Source organism: Candidatus Thiosymbion oneisti, assembly GCF_900092655.1.
Lineage (GTDB): Bacteria > Pseudomonadota > Gammaproteobacteria > Chromatiales > Chromatiaceae > Thiosymbion > Thiosymbion oneisti.
Genome location: NZ_FLUY01000347.1, coordinates 1 through 17,397, shown reverse-complemented (window position 1 = coordinate 17,397; position 17,397 = coordinate 1). Strand labels below are relative to the sequence as shown.

The window sequence follows — 17,397 nt, the reverse complement described above, 5'->3', positions numbered from 1 at the left end:
TGGAGCGTGGGAACGAGCGTGAAATTTGCAGATTTTATTCCCTAAAATCAGTATCTTAATTTTTAGACAGCCTCTTAGATTATAGACCCATTTTTTCAGCATTGATCCGCGGCGGCTGTTCCGTTTTCCAGACGGGCCAGGGCCACGGTGTAGCGGGCCCCCTGCTTGAGCTTTTCGTAATTGCCGAAGACCTCGCTCAGGTTGCGCTTCAGGTACTGTCGCAGCCCGTTGACGGTAACCAGGTACAGTCTTCCCCCGGCCCGTAACCGATCACGGGCATCGTGCAGGTAGAGGCTGATCATCTCACTGCCCACCTTGGCGGGGAGGTTGCTCGCGATCAGGTCGAAGCGCAGATCCGGATCGATCTGGTCGAATCCATTGCTGAGTTGGGCGCGGGCGTTGTGGATTGCATTGCGTTCGGCGTTGTGGTTGCTGTACCGAACGGCGATGAAATCCTTGTCCACCATAAGGGTGCGGCCCTCCGGGGCCAGCACTGCCATGGCAAGGCCGACGGGGCCGTAGCCGCAGCCCAGGTCGAGACAGTCGTCCGCCGGCCGCACCTGGAGGTGTTTGAGTAGCAGCCGGGTGCCCTCGTCGATCTCGCGCGGGGAGAATAGGCCCCAGGTACTGTGAATCACCAGGTTGCGCCCGCCCAGCTCGGCGGTGAACCGAATGTCGGCCCGGAGTCTATCGAGCCGTTGCCTGCTGAGCATATTTTTCGTTAGGGGCTGTTGACATTCGTCGTTCAGGGTCCGATTGTGGCACCTTTCCGCGCTGACAAGGCGTGGCGAGGAAGAATAGCAGGCCTGTTGCGACGAACCGCAACCCACGTCGGCGCGGAAAAGCACTGCAATCGCCCTTGCTGCGGGTAAACGTCAAGGCCCCTTAAGATCAACGATCACCCGAGGAGACTTACCGATGGCCGCTAAGCGGATCCTGATGCTGGTAGGTGACTTCGTAGAAGACTACGAAGTCATGGTGCCCTTTCAGATGCTCCAGATGGTGGGCCACGAGGTCCATGCCGTCTGCCCCGACAAACAGCCCGGCGACCAGGTGCGCACGGCGGTGCACGACTTCGAGGGCGATCAGACCTACAGCGAGAAGCCCGGCCACAACTTTACCGTCAACGCCGATTTCGCGACCACTGACCCCGCCGACTATGATGCCCTAGTCATTCCCGGTGGCCGGGCCCCGGAGTACCTGCGGCTCAACCAGCGCCTGATCGAGATCGTGCGCCAATTCGTCACGGCGGACAAGCCCATTGCGTCCGTTTGCCACGGTCAGCAGATCCTGGTCGCCGCGGGGGTGCTCCAGGGCAAGAACGCCACCGCCTACCCGGCGCTCAAACCCGACATCGAGCGCGCCGGCGGCTGCTGGTGCGAGATCAACGAGACCTTCTCCAACGCCTATGTGGACGGAAACCTGGTGACGGCACCGGCATGGCTGGCCCATCCCGAGTGGATCCGCAAGTTCCTGGAGCTGTTGGGGACGCGCATCGAGCCCTGATTCCACACCGCCCGCGGTGGAAACTCGTTTGCCCGTCCCGCGGGCCCACTGCCGGGGTCCGGGACCGGCACGAGCCACCGCCGTGAATTGACATATCTCTCTAGTACCAAGTTTCATCCAATTTTGCTGGTTTTCATTTGTCATCTCGACCGCAGGGAGAGAGCTTAGCGAAGCGAGAAATCCTTGTCCCGACGAAGGAGGGATCTTGTGACTTTGTGGTCGTCTTATCGCTAAAGATCCCTCCCTACGGTCGGGATGACAGCTCCCTTCGGTCGAGATGACAGAGACTGGTTTTACCGGAAAATTTTGCCGAAACGGGGTACTAGTGAACACATCCAAGTTCCGTGCGTTGCATGGCCTCGACCGGGATATCCGGCAATCCCTGTGGAGCCAGCTCCGTGATCTCTGGACCCATACCTCCACGGCGTTGGAGGGCAATACACTCACCTTGGGTGAGACCAAATTCGTCATCGAGGAAGGGCTCACCATAGCGGGCAAGCCCTTGAAGGACCACCAAGAGGTCATGGGGCATGCGCACGCCATCGAGCTCATCTATGCGGGGTTGGAGGAGGCGGTCACCGAGTCGCATCTTTGCGATCTGCACACGGCCGTGCAGTCCGAATTCGTCCTGGATATCCATAAGCCCTGCGGCGCCTGGAAGGTCGAACCGAACGGTACCTACGCAGTCACCGAGGACGGTAGGCAGACCTACATCGAGTACGCGGCCCCTGAACATGTTCCTACCCTGATGGCGCAGTGGTTGGCGGAATTGAATCGGTCCCTCGGTATGGAGCCATCCGAAACCGAAGCGATCAACGCCTATGCCAAGTTGCACTTGGGCTTTGTGCATATCCACCCCTTCTGGGATGGAAACGGACGTCTGGCAAGGCTGGTGAGTAACCTTCCCCTACTGAGTTCCGGTCATCTGCCGCTGGTGATCGATAGCCGGGACCGTAAAGAGTACAGTGACACCCTGGCGGGCTATGAACAAGCGACCGGACAGCTCACAACAGCGACCGGTATCTGGCCATCCCGCGCCTCGGACGCCGCATTTCGTGCCTTTTGTCAGCGTTCTTATCGGGCCACGCACAACCTAATTGAGCAGGCAAGAACTCGGCAGGCCAAACGTGCGACGGGGGTGAGGTCAGAGATTTGATGGGCACGCTTCGCTTTGTGCATCCGATCAAGCTGCCGCAGTTCGGAAACCTCCGCGGAGTGACCGAAACCTTAAGGATCTTTGCCAAGCGCTCGCTTTGCCCATCCTACACCTATCGCCGCGAATTGACATATGCCATGAGCACTGCGTTCATCCGCGTCTGCCAGCCCTTGCCGGTAGATTTGAAATACTCCACCACCTCCGGCGACAGTCGAATGGACACCGGCTGCTTGGTTACGGCCACCTTTGGACGGCTGACGGGCCGGAGCGTCTCGAGCGTCTCATCCGGTAACTCGTAGGCAGCCGGATCGTCGGCAATCCCGGCGCGGATCTCGGCCTCTTCTTGGGTGGACGGCAGATCGAACACCCGACCGTGCTTAGATTCGATTTGCATAGGCCCTCACTTCTCGCGGCAACGCCTTGCGCAGGCTGATGATTCGGTACAAGCTATCGTTTGTGAAAATCGATAGAACCCAGACAGCCCACAAGCTTCAACAACGAGAGGAAGTCCCATGTCCGAAGAAGGTCGTTTCACCATCCACCTGGAGCAACGGGAAAACTACGAAATCAATGTCCGCTTCGACTGGAAAAAAGCCGCGGACCTCCTCCTGGACGAGCCGCCGCCCTTGGGCGAGGCCTCCGGTCCCAACGCATCCCGCTTGCTCGCCGCGGCCGCCGCCAACTGCATGAGCGCCAGCCTGCTCTACTGCCTGACCAAGGAAGAGCCGCCTGCCAACAGCCTACGCACCGAGGCCACCTGCATCATGGTCCGAACCGAGAAGAACCGCCTGCGCATCGGCGGCATGGAAGTCAGACTGATCGTCAATGACGAGTTGGCCGGCGCCAAGCGATTCGACCGCTGCAAGGACCTGTTCGAGGACTTCTGCATCGTGAGCGCCAGCATCCGCAAAGGCATTCCCATCAAGGTCTCGGTGGAAGACGAGAAGGGGCAGATATTGCACAGCTCGGAGTAGGCGTGCCGTGCCGGAAAACCGCATGGGCACAAAGTCGGGTTAGGCGCGTGCTTCGGTGTTCGGTCAGGCCACGGGATCCGGGCACGCCGTAACCCGACACCGGATGCCGCGGACCAGCCTTGGATGTCGGGTTACGGCGCGTTCAGCCTCGGTTACCTACCCCCGCCTCACAAGGCGCGCCTAACCCGACCTACAAGACTACCCACGCAGCCCGCTACGCTTATTTACGGCCGCGCGGCCTGTTCGAGATCGTGAAGATCATTCCGGGGTAGGCGGCGGTGCCGGGGTGGATTGGGCCGGGGCCTGTTGGGCGCCATAGTGGCCGCCGTACCCATAAGGAGCACCCCAGCCGTAGGGACCACCGCTCCAACCATAGGGACCACCGCCCCAACCATAGGGACCACCGCCCCAACCATAGGGTCCGCCGTACCCGTAGGGGCCACCGTACCGATGGGGGCCGTAGCCGTCGTAGTAATCATCGTTGCCGCCGAAGAAATCATCCATCATGCCGAAAAAGGCGGATGCCGGCTGGGTAAAGAAGGCAGCGCCGGCGGTGATGACCGCGGCGGCGAGCTTACGCGTGTCTTTCATTGGCAAGTGTCTCCTGGTCTCGATTTTGGTCTGAACTCTGAACTCAAGGATGCGGGGTTCGACCTGAAAAATTCAAGTCCTCCATTATAGGCACGAAACCCGGTGTTTCTAAAGATGGGTCCGCATATGCAATGAGGCTGCGGAAGCGTTTGAACCACAAAGGCGCAAAGCCCGTAGATTGGGGTGAGGGACGAACCCCAACAACCAACTGACGACTACCCGCTGCGTCTTCTAGGACGCTGCGGTTCGATTAGCGGATTAGGGCGCATCTACTCGGTCCTCGACCGGCCGGATTGCGCCTAGCCTGATTTGATCCGGTTCGGAGGCTGTCTAAAAACTAACATATTGATTTCAAAGCAGTAGGCTGGGTCGAGGGACTAAACTTAAGCAAACTAAACTGGCCCCTAAACGCTGGGTTTCGTTCCTCAACCCAGCCTACCGCCTACGCTGGCCTACGGCCCTTTTTTAGACGGCCTCTCAGAAAATCAAAGCCCAAGAGTCAGAGTTCCTGACTTGGCGCAATTCTTTACGTTTCCCAAGGGTTTTTTTCCGCCGACGCATTATCATTGGATGTGTAACGGGCGGTCGGCGGCGTGCTCCCATTGCCTTCTCGTCACGAATCCGACCTCCCACCCATCCGGACCAAGGAGGAAGTTATGAGGCGGTTGATCTCGATTGCGCTGGTTATGGCCCTCGGAGCGGTAGGCCCCCTCCAGGCCGCTGTTCCGGACAAGATCACATTGGAAACCGCGAAGGAAAAGGGCTGTCTGGGTTGTCACGAAGGCATCGAATCGATCCGCGAGGAGACCAGCGCCATGCTGGCCGCCATCAAGGCCCTGGGCAGACCCCAAGGCGATCCCGAGGGCTGCGTGGTCTGCCATGGCGGCAACCCGCGGGGCCTGACGGCCGCGGAGGCGCACCGAGGCGTGCCCGAGAAGGCGTCGGAAACGGGTCCCAAGACCTTCTATCCGGACCCGGGCAGCATCTGGATCGCCGACGCCACCTGCGGCCAGTCCGGTTGCCACCAGGGCTATCCCTATCGATTGGAGCGCGCCCTGATGAACACCGAGGCTGGCAAGATCCAGGGCAATCTGCACACCTGGGGCATCGAGGAGGTCCAGAACTACAAGGTCCCCTGGGGCAACTACGCCGTCGAAGACACGGACGGGCTAACGCCGACCGTCGGCACCCAGGTCTACAAGACCTACATGACTAAGCTGATCGAGGAGCATCCGGATCAGCTACCGACCAAGCTCGATCAGATCCCCCTGCCTTCGGTCGAGGAGATCGAGGCCGATCCCAAGCTGGCGGGCTTCACCTATCAGCGCCAGCAGTGCCAGCGCTGCCATGTGGGCGTCAAGGGACGCGAAAAGCGCGGTGACTACCGTGGTATGGGCTGCTCCGCCTGCCACATCCCCTACGGCAACGAGGGCTATTACGAGGGCGGCGACCCGACCATCGACAAGGAAGAGCAGGGCCACATGCTGGTGCACCGCATCCAGGGCACCCGTGAGGCCAAGGTCAAGGTGCGGGATGATATGGTGTATTCGGGTATCCCCGTGGAGACCTGCAACTCCTGCCACAACCGCGGCAAGCGGATCGGCGTCACCTATCAGGGCCTGATGGAGTTCCCCTACGGCTCGCCCTATAACGAGCAGGGCAAGACCCAGCCCAGGCTGCACACCAAGCAGTACCTCTTCATCGCCGACGACCTGCACCACCAGTACGACCAGAGCCGACCCGAGAACCCCCAGGGCGGCATGCTGTGTCAGGATTGCCACACCACCATCGATATACATGGTGACGGCAACATCTTCGGCACTACCCTGGCCCAGGTCGAGATCGAGTGCCAGGACTGCCACGGCACCCCCCAGGCGTTCCCGTGGGAGCTGCCCCTGGGCTTCTCCGAGGAGTTCGGCAAGACGCTCGCCACCGAGGCCCGGGGACTGGGCGATACACTGCTCGCCGAGACCCAAGCCTACGCGACCCAGTATGACAAGCAGGATGGTTATCTGCTCTCCACCCGCGGCAACCCCCTGGGCAATGTGGTGAAGGACGGCAAAAAGGTCGTGCTACACTCCGCCACCGGCCTGGATTTCCAGGTGCCGCTCCTGAAGCAGTTGGCTGAGGACAACAGCTGGAAGAGCCCGGACGCCATGGTCGCCATGAACGACGTGGCTAAGCACAACGAGAGCATGGAGTGTTATGCCTGCCACGCCTCCTGGGTACCCCAGTGCTATGGTTGCCACGTGCAGGTCAACTACGGCAAGGACCAGGACGGCAAGCCGTTCCAGGATACGGACTGGATCGCCGGCGGCAGCGAGCGGTTCGACGACGGCCAGACCGCCGAATCCCCCCTGGGCACCCATGGTCACAAGCGGCCGGGCAAGGTGTTCGAGAAGCGCTCCTATCTGCGCTGGGAGGAGCCGGTGCTCGGCATCAACGGCGAGGGCCGTGTGACCCCGCTGATGCCCGGCTGCCAGATCGTCTACACCGTCATCGACCGGGAGAACAAGGTGGTCGCTTTGAACCAGCTCGGTAAGTCGCCGGACGAGCAGGCGGCGCTCGGCCAGGCGCGGGTGCCGGATGCCATCGATATGGCCCCGGTGCAGCCCCACTCGGTCCAACGCAAGGCCCGCACCTGCGAGTCCTGCCACAACAACCCCAAGGCCATGGGCTACGGGATCTCCGGCGGCGTCTTCCAGGCCCGCTATCCCGAGGACATCGTCGAGGACCTGATCGACCAGAAGAACGGCGAGCCGATCCCTGGCCGCTACCAGATCCAGATCCCCGGGATCCCCGCCCTGGACTACGACTGGTCCACCATCATCAAGGACGGCCAGCAGGTGCAGACCGTCGGTACCCACTGGCCCCTGTCCCGCGCCTTGACCAAGGAAATGCGCATGGGTATGGAGCGCACGGGTCTATGCATGGGTTGCCATCGTGAGATGAGCAATGCCGAACTCTGGTCCAAGGCCGCGACCGAGGGTCAGTTGACCGATGAGCAGCACATCGAGCTGATGAACAAGATGTTCAAGGCCTATACGGAATCGGTGGAGGGGAAGAAGTAAGCGGGTCGTCCCTGATCCGAAGGGTGCCAAAGGCTTCCAATCATAGGAGCAGATCTGATCCCAATGCCATATTCTCTCCGCGGCGCGGAGCAACCAGGTTCCCACGCAGCGCGTGGGAACGAGAAAAAAAAGCCCCTCTCCCGCGGGAGAGTGTCGTAAAAGCCCGTCCGCGGGCTGTTGCGGGGCGGAAGCGGAGTTGCGTGATTTGCTGTTTCCTTCATTTTTGGCTCGTTCCCACGCTCCAGCGTGGGAACGTAAGTGTGGCCGCTCCAGCGGCCAAGGTTTCGACGCTGGAGCGTCTGGACTTGCTCCCACGCCGGAGCGTGGGAGCCAGAGAGGAGACTCGATGTGACTACCCCATTCGTCGCGGTCCTGATGGGATCCGATTCCGATCTGTCCACCGTCCAGGCCACCTTGGATGTGTTGTCCAAGCTGGAGATTCCGCACGAGGTGAAGATTACCTCCGCCCATCGCACGCCGGCCGCCACCCATGCCTACGTGAAGGACGCGGAAGGCCGTGGCTGCGCCCTCTTCATCGCGGCGGCCGGCTTGGCGGCCCATCTGGCCGGGACCGTCGCCGGACTCACCCTCAGGCCGGTGATCGGCATCCCCTTGGATGCCGGACCTTTGAAGGGGGTGGACTCGCTGCTGTCCACGGTGCAGATGCCGGGGGGGATCCCGGTGGCCACCGTGGCTATCGGCAAGGCCGGGGCCAAGAACGCGGGCTATCTGGCGGCCCAGATCCTGGCCCTGGGCGATGCCGATCTGGCCGAGCGGATACGGTTGGAACGGGAGGAAAATGCCCGTGCGGTACAGGCCAAGGACGCGGAGCTGCAACGCAAGCTGCCGGGTTGAAGAGGGGGTGTCGCACAAGGCACCGATCTTCACCCTTTGTCCCCCTCTCGCCCTTTGACCCCTCTCCCGGCGAGGGTGTCGCAAAAAGGGTGGCGTCAGCTGCCAGTCGGTGAAATTTGAACCACAGAGAACACAGAGGACACAGAGCATTGGCCGATTCCTTTTCCATCTCAGGGTATTCGACGCCGGTCAGGGGCGGGAAGGAACCAGCTCAGGGACCGCATCAATTTTCCCATACTCAATCTTGCTCAATCCGATTCCGGCGATGCGGTTCGCTGCGCTCACCGCATCCTACGGGCTACCGATAACATTGAGCGAACAGTATCCTCACAGAAAAATTATCCGCAAATGAACGCAAATGAACGCAAATAACGCAATTGGATCAGGAACGGTCGATGCTGGTGAACCGATTACGACCGATTTGCGTTAATTCGCGTTCATTTGCGGCAAAAAAGCATTCCCGATGGAAGAACCGAACCGATGTTATCGGTATTTCGACGCTGCTGTAGTAGTTGGTGTTCGCTCTGCCGGGTCATGCGCGCTCAGAAACCGCTGGTGATGGGATAGCGCCGGTCGCGGCCGAAGGCCCGGCGGGTTATACGCACCCCGGGCGGTGCCTGGCGGCGTTTGTACTCATTGCGGTCCACCAGGCGCGCCACCCGTTGCACCTCCGCCTCCGGATAGCCTGCCGCCACGATTGCGGCGACACTCCAGTCGTCCTCGATGTAGCGTTTGAGGATCTCGTCGAGCAGATCATAATCCGGCAGGCTGTCCTGGTCGGTCTGATCCGGTCGCAGCTCGGCGGAGGGCGGGCGGGTCAACACCCGCTCCGGAATGACCCGCGAGCGCCGATTACGGTAGCGTGCCAAACGATAGACCAGGGTCTTGGACAGATCCTTGAGGGGCGCGAACCCCCCCGCCATATCTCCGTACAGGGTCGCATAGCCTACGGCCATCTCGCTCTTGTTACCGGTGGTCAAGAGCATCTTGCCCTGCTGGTTGCTGATGGCCATGAGAATAATGCCCCGGCAGCGGGCCTGGATATTCTCCTCGGTGACGCCGGCATCCCGGTCTGGGAGCTGGTCTGCCAGCATGCCGAGAAAGGCCTTGAAGGCCGGCTCGATGGAGAGGACGCTGGCCTTTACGCCGAGGATTCGCGCCTGTTCCAGCGCGTCATCCAGGCTCATGTCGGCAGTGTAGCGCGACGGCATGAGTACGACCTCCACCAGCTCCGGACCCAAGGCATCCGTCGCTACCGCCAGCGTCAGGGCCGAGTCGATCCCTCCCGACAGACCCAGCACGGCCCCGTCGAAGCCGTTCTTGCGGACGTAATCCCGCACCCCGAGCACCAGGGCGCGATAGATGGCCTCCTCCCGTTCGAGCACGGGTGCCACGGCGCCCGGCAACGGGCGTGGCCGGTGCTCGAGATCCATATCCACGACCAGGGATGCCGCCTCGAAATAGGGGGCCCGATGCGTGAGATTCCCCGCTGCGTCGACCACGAAGGAGCCGCCGTCGAACACCAACTCGTCCTGTCCCCCCACCAGATTCGCGTAGATGATCGGGATTCCGTGCTCTTGCGCCCGGAGCCGGACCAAAGCCTCACGTTCCGGGGCCTTGTCGAGGTGATAGGGCGAGGCATTGATATTGATCAGCAGCTCGGCACCGGCCGCCGCGGCCTGGCGCGTCGGGCCCTCCTCCCAGATATCCTCGCATACCGTAAGGGCGATGCGTGTCCCCTTGAATTCCAGGATGCCGGGGCCGTTTCCGGGCTGGAAGTAGCGTTTTTCGTCGAAGACCCTGTAGTTCGGCAGAAGCTGTTTCGCATACTCGGCGATGACCTGACCGTCGCTTACCAGGCCCGCCACATTGAACAGGCCCCCCAGCGCCGCCTTGGGGTAGCCCAAGATCAGCGCCATCCCCCGCGTCTCGGCAGCGATCCGCCTCAATGCCGCCTGGGTACGCTCGGTGAGCTCGGGGCGCAGGAGCAAGTCCTCCGGCGGATAACCGGTCAGGGTCAGCTCCGGGAATACCAGCAGGTCCGCTTTCTGCTCGTTCCGTGCGGCATTTGCCGCCGCAATCACCTGATCCCGATTGCCGTCGACGTCACCGACGAGCAGATTCAGTTGTGCGATCAGGATGCGCAGCCTCAGGGACGTTTCCATTGTCGCTCACTCCCCAAACAGCCGCAGGCCAACCGTCCGCTCCCGTGGTCCGTCCAGCTCCACCAGCATGACGGATTGCCAGTCACCGAGATCCGGATCCCCGGCGACGATCGGGATGACCTCCGAGCTCCCGACCAACATCGCCAGGAGATGGGAATGGGCATTCTCCGGCTCGTCGGGTGGGCAATCCCGCAGCTCGATGTCGTTGTGCAGATAGGCCTCCCCCGGCGGGATTAGGCGCGTGAAGAAGCGCCTGACGTCCTCCAGCAGCCGTTCCTCATGCTCGTTGATGGTGATGGCCGTCGTGGTGTGACGGGAGGTCACAGTCAGAAATCCGCAGGCCATGCCGCTGTCTGCAACCAGGCCACGAATCTGCGGCGTGATGTCGTGCAGGGCGATACCGGGGTCGGTAGGAATCGTGAGGATGTGGTGGATGCTGATCATAGGCGGCGTTGATTTGGGATTTGGCAGCTGTGCAGGATGAGGATCACTCGCCGGGTATTGCGGCGCGCTCTTCTTCGTCGCCGGGGATCAGGGGAAACTTGCGCTCGGTCCAGTCACGCTTTGCTTGCGCAATGCGCTCGGGATTGCTGGAAACAAAATTCCAAAACAGGGTACGCGGCCCCAAGGGCTCTCCACCGAGTAGGACGAAGCGTGCCCCAAGGTCCGTCCTAATCACAAGGTCGTCATCCTTTTCGAAGACCAGCATGCGAGGCTCGGCAAGCACCTGCTCTCCGACCGAGACACTTCCCGTCAGTAAAAAGAGTGCGCGTTCGCTGTAGGCTTTTTCGAGCTGCAGCGTGGCACCGGATTCCAGGGAAGCGTCGACATAAAACATCGGAGAATAGATCTCCACGGGCGATTCTGCTCCGAATGCACTGCCGACGAGCACTCTGAGTGTGACCCCCTTGCGGGCTACGATCGGTATGGAGTCTTGGGGGTGATGAAAAAAGGCGGGCTCGTCCTCTTCGTTTTCCTCGGGTAAAGCGACCCACAGCTGAATGCCATGTATCCTCTTTTCCCGCTTGCGAAGCTCAGCGGGAGTGCGCTCCGAATGCACGATTCCCTTGCCCGCGGTCATCCAGTTGATGGCTCCGGGGGTGATGGTTTGGTGAAAGCCCAGGCTGTCGCGATGATCGATGCTCCCCTGCAGGAGGTAGGTGACCGTCGCAAGTCCGATGTGGGGGTGAGGACGCACGTCCAGATTTTGCCCGGGGCCGAAGGTCTCGGGACCAAAATGGTCGAAGAAAACAAAGGGTCCCACGGCGCGATAGTCCGGAGCCGGCAGCACCCGACGCAGAGAAAATCCACCCAGATCTCGGACCTGGCCTTCAATGAGCTTGGTTGCCATAGGACTGTCTCCACGCATAGGCCTCACTGTGTCTTTCCGGCAGGGGGTGCCGGAATCCAGGTGCCATGGCTGGCAACAACAGGAGGCTCTGAACCATTACCCAAAGGATATGTTTCAGCAGTGATTATCATTTGGTAGCTCTGGGTCCAACCGTGCCGCAGTCAAAAACCGCAGTCACATTCGAGTATAATCCAATACTTGAAGAATTAGGGGGCCGCGTGTTTATACCCCTGAGGGGAGGCTAAACCGCGCTGTCTTCGATTCGATTGCAACCCATGGGATCTCCGAGCGGGCAGTCAGCTTGAGCACGGCTTCGGATCTAGGCTTCCAGGTAAGGCCCGGCGGCAGACTGCGCGGGCGTCTCCGGGTGCCCGGAGACAAGTCGATCTCCCACCGGGCCGTCATGCTCGGCGCCATCGCCGATGGGGTAACCCGGATCTCCGGTTTTCTGGAAGGTGCGGATAACCTGGCGACCCTCGGTGCCTTCCGCGCCATGGGGGTCCCTATCGAGGGGCCGGAGGTTGGGCGCGTGCGCATCGCGGGGGTTGGGCTTAGGGGTCTGCGCGCCCCGCGTTCGGATCTGGATCTCGGCAACTCCGGCACCTCCATGCGATTGCTCGCCGGGTTGCTGGCCGGGCAGCGGTTTGCGACGACGCTGGTGGGTGATCCCTCCTTGAGCAAGCGGCCGATGCGGCGGGTTACGGAGCCCCTGGAGCGGATGGGCGCCCGGATCGAGACCACGGATCCGGGCACTGCGCCGCTGCAGATCGCGCCGGTCGCTGGGCTGCGTCCGATCAGCTACGCGCCGCCCGTGGCCAGCGCCCAGGTGAAATCCTGTCTGCTGCTGGCCGGGCTCTATGCCAAGGGCGAGACCTGCGTCACGGAGCCGACACTGACCCGGGACCACACCGAGCGGATGCTCGCGGCCTTCGGCCATCCGGTCCGTCGTGCCGGGTCGCGGATCTGCATCACGGGGGGCGGACGGCTGTCCGCCTGCCGTCTCGATATCCCGGGGGATATCTCCTCCGCCGCTTTCTTTCTGGTGGGGGCGAGCATCGCCCCCGGCTCGGACCTGACGCTGGAGCATGTAGGCGTGAATCCGACCCGGATCGGGGTGCTGAACATCCTGCACGCCATGGGCGCGGATATCCGGCTCACCAATCCGCGGAATGCCGGTGGTGAGCCGGTGGCGGATGTGCGGGTACGCTCGGCTCCGTTACAGGGCATTGTGATCCCACGCGACCAGGTGCCACTGGCGATCGACGAGTTTCCGGCCCTGTTCATTGCCGCTGCCTGTGCCCGGGGCGAGACCTTGCTGACCGGCGCGGAAGAGCTGCGGGTCAAGGAGAGCGACCGGATTCGGGTCATGGCGGAGGGTCTGGCGGCCCTCGGGGTGGCGGTCGAGCCCCGCGCCGACGGCATCAGGATCCGCGGCGGCGGCTATGGCGGTGGCCGGGTGGACAGCGGCGGCGACCACCGGGTCGCTATGGCGTTCGCCATCGCGGCCCTACGGGCCGGGGCCCCGATCAAGGTCCGGGACTGCGCCCATGTGAATACCTCCTTCCCGGGCTTTGCGGCTCTGGCCGCCGGGGTTGGACTGGGCATCGAGGAAAGGCGGGCATGATCCCCGTCGTCACGATCGATGGTCCATCGGGGACCGGCAAGGGCACCATCGCCGAGCTTCTGGCCCGGCGGCTGGGCTGGCACTGCCTGGACAGCGGCGCCCTCTACCGGACACTCGGTTTGGCCGCGCAACGCCGGGGGCTCGATCCGGACGCGGTGGCGGCGCTGGCGGCCTTGGCCTCGACCATGCAGGTGGAATTCCGGGATCGGCGGGTCTTGCTGGATGGCGAGGACGTATCCGAGGCCATCCGTACCCAAGCGGTGGGCAACGCCGCTTCCCGGATAGCCGTCCACGGCCCCGTGCGCGAGCGGCTGCTCGCCCGGCAACGAGAGGCGGCAAGCCTGCCCGGTCTGGTGGCCGACGGACGTGACATGGGAAGCGTGGTCTTTCCGGACGCGCCCCTGAAGCTCTTCCTGACGGCGAGTACCGAAGAACGGGCCAAACGTCGTTATAAACAGTTGAGACAAAAGGGGTTGGATGTTAGCCTTTCTCCGCTTGTCAGGGAGATTCGCGAACGTGACGAGCGTGATGCTAGTCGTTCCGCGGCGCCGCTGAAACCGCCCCTTGGGGCACTGGTGGTGGATACCACCGCCATGACGATCGCGGAGGTGCTGGTCCGGGTCCTGGAAGCCGTGAAGCGCGTCTTCCCGGATGCGACCGATTAGCGTCCGGTATACCGTTTTTTGCCGATCGTTTCAGAGCCTGTCTGGGTTACGCGTTCGTAGCGAGGAATCGAGGGGCACAAAGATGAGGATTTTCCGCTCGATTGGGGCGAAAGCTTAAGCCTATTTAACGAAATCGAGCGGGAACTCCGATCGGCCGCCTCGATTCCGCACCTCCTCAAATCCGCAGGAGAACAGCCGTATGCCAGACAGGCTCTTAAGTTGCGGGTGGCCGTGCCGACCTAGCCGGCTGACCCTTCCTAGCTGGTCCGCCGCGCGGCGACGGGCCCTAAGTTCAACCCAAGCCCTTGCCCGGAAGGGACAAGACGACGCCTGCGTCAGGATACCTTGAACCCATGACCGAAAGCTTTGCCGAACTCCTCGAAGAGAGTCTCTCCGCTACCCAGCTGCAGCCCGGCACCATCGTCACCGGTACGGTGGTGGATATCACCCCCGATACGGTGATCGTCAACGCTGGCCTGAAGTCGGAAGGTGTCATCCCCAGGAACCAATTCTTCGATGCCGAGGGTGACCTGGAGGTTGCGGTCGGCGACCAGATACAGGTCGCCCTCGACGCGGTCGAGGACGGCTCCGGCGCTACGCGTCTGTCGCGAGACAAGGCGAAACGCCATGCCGCCTGGGAGTTCCTGGAAAATGCCTTCGAGGCGGCGGACACCGTCAAGGGCCTTATCAGCGGCAAGGTCAAGGGAGGGTTCACGGTCGATCTCGGCAGCGTCCGCGCCTTTCTCCCCGGCTCGCTCGTGGACGTGCGTCCGGTACGCGATACCAGTTATCTGGAAGGCAAAGAGCTGGAGTTCAAGATCATCAAGCTGGACCGCAAGCGCAACAATGTGGTGGTGTCCCGCCGTGCCGTGGTGGAAGAGGAGTACAGCGCCGAGCGTGAGGCCCTGCTCGAAAGGCTGGAAGAGGGCATAGCAATCAAGGGCGTCGTGAAGAACCTGACGGACTACGGCGCCTTTCTCGACCTGGGGGGCATCGACGGTCTGCTGCATATCACGGACATGGCCTGGCGGCGGGTCAAGCACCCCTCGGAGGTGGTCGAAATCGGCGACGAGGTCACGGTCAAGGTGCTCAAGTTCGACCGCGAGCGCCAGCGGGTCTCCCTGGGTCTCAAGCAGATGGGCGAGGATCCCTGGGTCAATATCTCCCGGCGTTACCCCGAGGGTACCCGGGTCTTCGGTAAGGTCACCAATACCGCTGATTACGGCTGCTTCGTAGAGATCGAGGAGGGTGTCGAGGGGCTGGTCCATGTCTCCGAGATGGACTGGACCAACAAGAACATCCACCCCAGCAAGGTCGTCACCCTGGGTGATGAGGTGGAGGTGATGGTACTCGACATCGACGAGGAACGTCGTCGCATCTCCCTCGGCATCAAGCAATGTCGGATAAACCCCTGGGATGAGTTTGCCGCCAACTACAAGAAGGGCGATCACATCAGCGGCAAGATCAAGTCCATCACGGACTTCGGTATCTTCATCGGCCTCGATGGGGGCATCGATGGCTTGGTGCACCTGTCGGATATCTCCTGGGATGAGTCCGGCGAGCAGTCCCTGCGCCGTTACCAGAAAGGCGATGAGCTCGAGGCCGTGGTGCTCTCGGTCGATCCCGAGCGCGAGCGTATCTCCCTGGGGGTAAAGCAGCTCGATAAGGATCCCTTTTCCTCCTTCGTCGCCCTCAACGAGAAGGGCAGCGTTGTCACCGGAACCATCAAGGAGGTGGACGCCAAGGGCGCGACCGTGGTCCTGGCCGACGGCGTCGAGGGCTATTTGCGCGCCTCCGAGATATCCCGCGACCGGGTCGAGGATGCCCGCGCGGTGCTCAAGGTCGACGACGAGATCGAGGCCAAGTTTGTCGGTGTGGATCGCAAGAATCGCACCCTTTCGTTGTCCATCAAGGCCAAGGATATGGATGAGGAGAGCGCCGCCATCAAGGGGTATGCCCGTGATGCGCAGGCCGGTACCGCCACCCTGGGCGACATCCTCAAGCAACAGATGGAAGAAGATCAGAAAGATTGAATCCTCTCCTGAACGGACGGCCCGTGCGTGCCGGGTATTGAATCTTGTCTGCGGAAACGAGCGTGATGACAAAATCGGAGCTGATTGAGCTGCTCGCGGATGAGCAAGCGCATCACCTGGTCTACCGAGATGTGGAACTGACTGTCCGCTGCATCCTGGAGCAGATGAGCAGTACCCTCGCTGCCGGTGGACGCATCGAGATCCGCGGCTTCGGCAGCTTCTGCCTGCACTACCGCCCGCCGCGCATCGGTCGTAATCCCAAGACGGGTGGTCCCGTTGCTTTGGCGGGAAAGCATGTTCCCCACTTCAAACCCGGAAAGGAGCTGCGCGATCGCGTCAATGCCGCCTTCATGGCAGAGCAGGCCCAACAGCAGGACCAGGCCGCAGCCGACCAGGAAGCGTCCAAGGCGGCAGACACCGACGGCGATACCTGATTCGTTCCCCTGATCGGTGCATCGGTGCAGCAGTGGACACCGATGAGAATTCCTGATCTGTCCGAGGCCTGCGCGGCGGAACTTGCCAGCTTGTGCTGGCCCGATGGCTTTCGCTGCCCACAGTGCGGACACGACCACGGTTGGTATTGCAGCACGCGGCGGCATTATGAATGTGCTCGCTGCTCCCATCAGACCTCCCTCACCGCCGGGACCCTCTTCCACGGCAGCCATGTGCCCCTGACCAAATGGTTCTGGGCTCTGTACTGGGTTGGCACCGACACGGGTGGAATTTCGGCCTTGCGTCTGTCCCAGCTCATCGACGTCCAGTGGCGCACGGCCGACTCCATGTGACACCGCTTGCGGGTCGCCATGGGCCAGCGCGACAGCCGCTATCGACTCACCGACTTGATCGAGGTCGACGATGCCTACCTGGGTGCGAACAAGACCGGTAAAGCCGGTCGTGGTGGTGGACGCCCCCCCATCTTGGTTGCCATTGAGAAAGCCGAAGGGTAGTGGTTAAGGTTTAAATGGAAACATCGCCACGAGCAGTCTGTCGGGCACGCCACAAGCTGCACTCCCTCTCCCCCCGGGAGAGGGCCGGGGAGAGGGGATCAAATAAAGAAATGGGGTGTGGTTAATGAACCGCTCTACGCTAACCATTTAAAAATGGCTCTTTATGGATTCCAGATTGCCAACGATAATGGAAGGGTACCGCCGGACGTTTTGGAGTGCGGCGGCAACCTGACCCCGATGCTTACCGGAATCTACAGTGCCAGGCATAAGTGGGGGGTCGGCCAAGTGGCACAATCCTGCCGCCGCTTTGGATTGGACCACGCATCAAAGGTGTTGCGGTCAGGGAAAAGCGCCGTCGCCGCGGCGCAGGTGGAACCTGAGTGCCCGGATTCCCGGCCAACGCCGCTGGTATCCCCCGTGGCTGAGGTTCGATGCGGCCGCGCCGCTTTGCCGGCGCAC

Annotated in this window: 15 protein-coding genes and 1 pseudogene; 10 read left to right on the top strand and 6 right to left on the bottom strand. The window is 61.9% G+C overall.

The genetic code is table 11. From position 1 onward, the window contains the following. Positions 1–95: 95 nt before the first annotated feature. Positions 96–713 (bottom strand): class I SAM-dependent methyltransferase, encoded by a 618-nt coding sequence (locus BQ17_RS03335; protein WP_089724291.1) that lies wholly within the window; start codon positions 711–713, stop codon positions 96–98. A 205-nt stretch (positions 714–918) separates the two neighbouring features. On the opposite strand from BQ17_RS03335, the gene BQ17_RS03330 reads away from it, so the two are divergent. Beyond that, a complete protein-coding gene (locus BQ17_RS03330) occupies positions 919–1,506 on the top strand; it encodes a DJ-1/PfpI family protein (RefSeq protein ID WP_089724290.1) in 588 nt (195 codons plus the stop codon). Between the two features lie 325 nt (positions 1,507–1,831). Next, positions 1,832–2,662: a Fic family protein gene (locus BQ17_RS03325; protein WP_089724289.1), complete on the top strand. Its 831-nt coding sequence runs from the start codon at positions 1,832–1,834 to the stop codon at positions 2,660–2,662. Between the two features lie 112 nt (positions 2,663–2,774). Here BQ17_RS03325 and BQ17_RS03320 read toward each other — a convergent pair whose 3' ends face one another. Further along, a complete protein-coding gene (locus tag BQ17_RS03320) occupies positions 2,775–3,056 on the bottom strand; it encodes a BrnA antitoxin family protein (RefSeq protein ID WP_089724288.1) in 282 nt (93 codons plus the stop codon). A 118-nt stretch (positions 3,057–3,174) separates the two neighbouring features. Here BQ17_RS03320 and BQ17_RS03315 point away from each other — a divergent pair, with 118 nt between their 5' ends. Next, the gene (locus BQ17_RS03315) at positions 3,175–3,636 is read left to right on the top strand and encodes an OsmC family protein (protein WP_089724287.1); all 462 of its coding nucleotides are present in this window, start codon (positions 3,175–3,177) and stop codon (positions 3,634–3,636) included. Positions 3,637–3,894: 258 nt separating this feature from the next. Here BQ17_RS03315 and BQ17_RS03310 read toward each other — a convergent pair whose 3' ends face one another. After that, the gene (locus BQ17_RS03310; protein WP_089724286.1) at positions 3,895–4,227 is read right to left on the bottom strand and encodes a hypothetical protein; all 333 of its coding nucleotides are present in this window, start codon (positions 4,225–4,227) and stop codon (positions 3,895–3,897) included. Positions 4,228–4,883: 656 nt separating this feature from the next. Here BQ17_RS03310 and BQ17_RS03305 point away from each other — a divergent pair. After that, on the top strand, positions 4,884–7,298 hold the full coding sequence (locus BQ17_RS03305; protein ID WP_089724285.1) for a cytochrome C: 2,415 nt from the start codon (positions 4,884–4,886) through the stop codon (positions 7,296–7,298). Between the two features lie 348 nt (positions 7,299–7,646). Beyond that, positions 7,647–8,153, top strand: a complete 507-nt coding sequence (gene purE / locus BQ17_RS03300; RefSeq protein ID WP_089724284.1) for a 5-(carboxyamino)imidazole ribonucleotide mutase — start codon at positions 7,647–7,649, stop codon at positions 8,151–8,153. Positions 8,154–8,695: 542 nt separating this feature from the next. On the opposite strand, the gene BQ17_RS03295 is transcribed toward purE, so the two are convergent. From BQ17_RS03295 to BQ17_RS03285, 3 genes are read right to left on the bottom strand one after another with little or no spacing between them, the layout of a single operon-like run. Further along, on the bottom strand, positions 8,696–10,318 hold the full coding sequence (locus tag BQ17_RS03295; RefSeq protein WP_089724283.1) for an NAD+ synthase: 1,623 nt from the start codon (positions 10,316–10,318) through the stop codon (positions 8,696–8,698). A 6-nt stretch (positions 10,319–10,324) separates the two neighbouring features. Beyond that, positions 10,325–10,762, bottom strand: coding sequence for a secondary thiamine-phosphate synthase enzyme YjbQ (locus BQ17_RS03290; protein ID WP_089724282.1), 438 nt, complete (start codon positions 10,760–10,762; stop codon positions 10,325–10,327). 43 nt (positions 10,763–10,805) lie between these two features. Beyond that, positions 10,806–11,669 (bottom strand): pirin family protein, encoded by an 864-nt coding sequence (locus tag BQ17_RS03285; protein ID WP_089724281.1) that lies wholly within the window; start codon positions 11,667–11,669, stop codon positions 10,806–10,808. Positions 11,670–11,970: 301 nt separating this feature from the next. Between BQ17_RS03285 and aroA the strand changes: the two genes are divergently transcribed. The 5 genes and pseudogenes from aroA to BQ17_RS03260 all read left to right on the top strand — a co-directional run. Continuing rightward, the gene (aroA, locus tag BQ17_RS03280) at positions 11,971–13,293 is read left to right on the top strand and encodes a 3-phosphoshikimate 1-carboxyvinyltransferase (protein ID WP_089724280.1); all 1,323 of its coding nucleotides are present in this window, start codon (positions 11,971–11,973) and stop codon (positions 13,291–13,293) included. After that, positions 13,290–13,958, top strand: coding sequence for a (d)CMP kinase (gene cmk / locus BQ17_RS03275; protein ID WP_089724279.1), 669 nt, complete (start codon positions 13,290–13,292; stop codon positions 13,956–13,958). The genes aroA and cmk overlap by 4 nt, the downstream gene beginning before the upstream one ends. Positions 13,959–14,311: 353 nt before the next feature. Next, positions 14,312–15,991 (top strand): 30S ribosomal protein S1, encoded by a 1,680-nt coding sequence (gene rpsA, locus BQ17_RS03270; RefSeq protein WP_089724278.1) that lies wholly within the window; start codon positions 14,312–14,314, stop codon positions 15,989–15,991. A 65-nt stretch (positions 15,992–16,056) separates the two neighbouring features. After that, positions 16,057–16,425, top strand: a complete 369-nt coding sequence (gene ihfB / locus BQ17_RS03265) for an integration host factor subunit beta (RefSeq protein WP_089724277.1) — start codon at positions 16,057–16,059, stop codon at positions 16,423–16,425. A gap of 42 nt (positions 16,426–16,467) precedes the next feature. Further along, positions 16,468–16,923 (top strand): annotated as a pseudogene (locus BQ17_RS03260) (IS1595 family transposase); the annotation flags it as partial. Between the last annotated feature and the right edge of the window lie 474 nt (positions 16,924–17,397).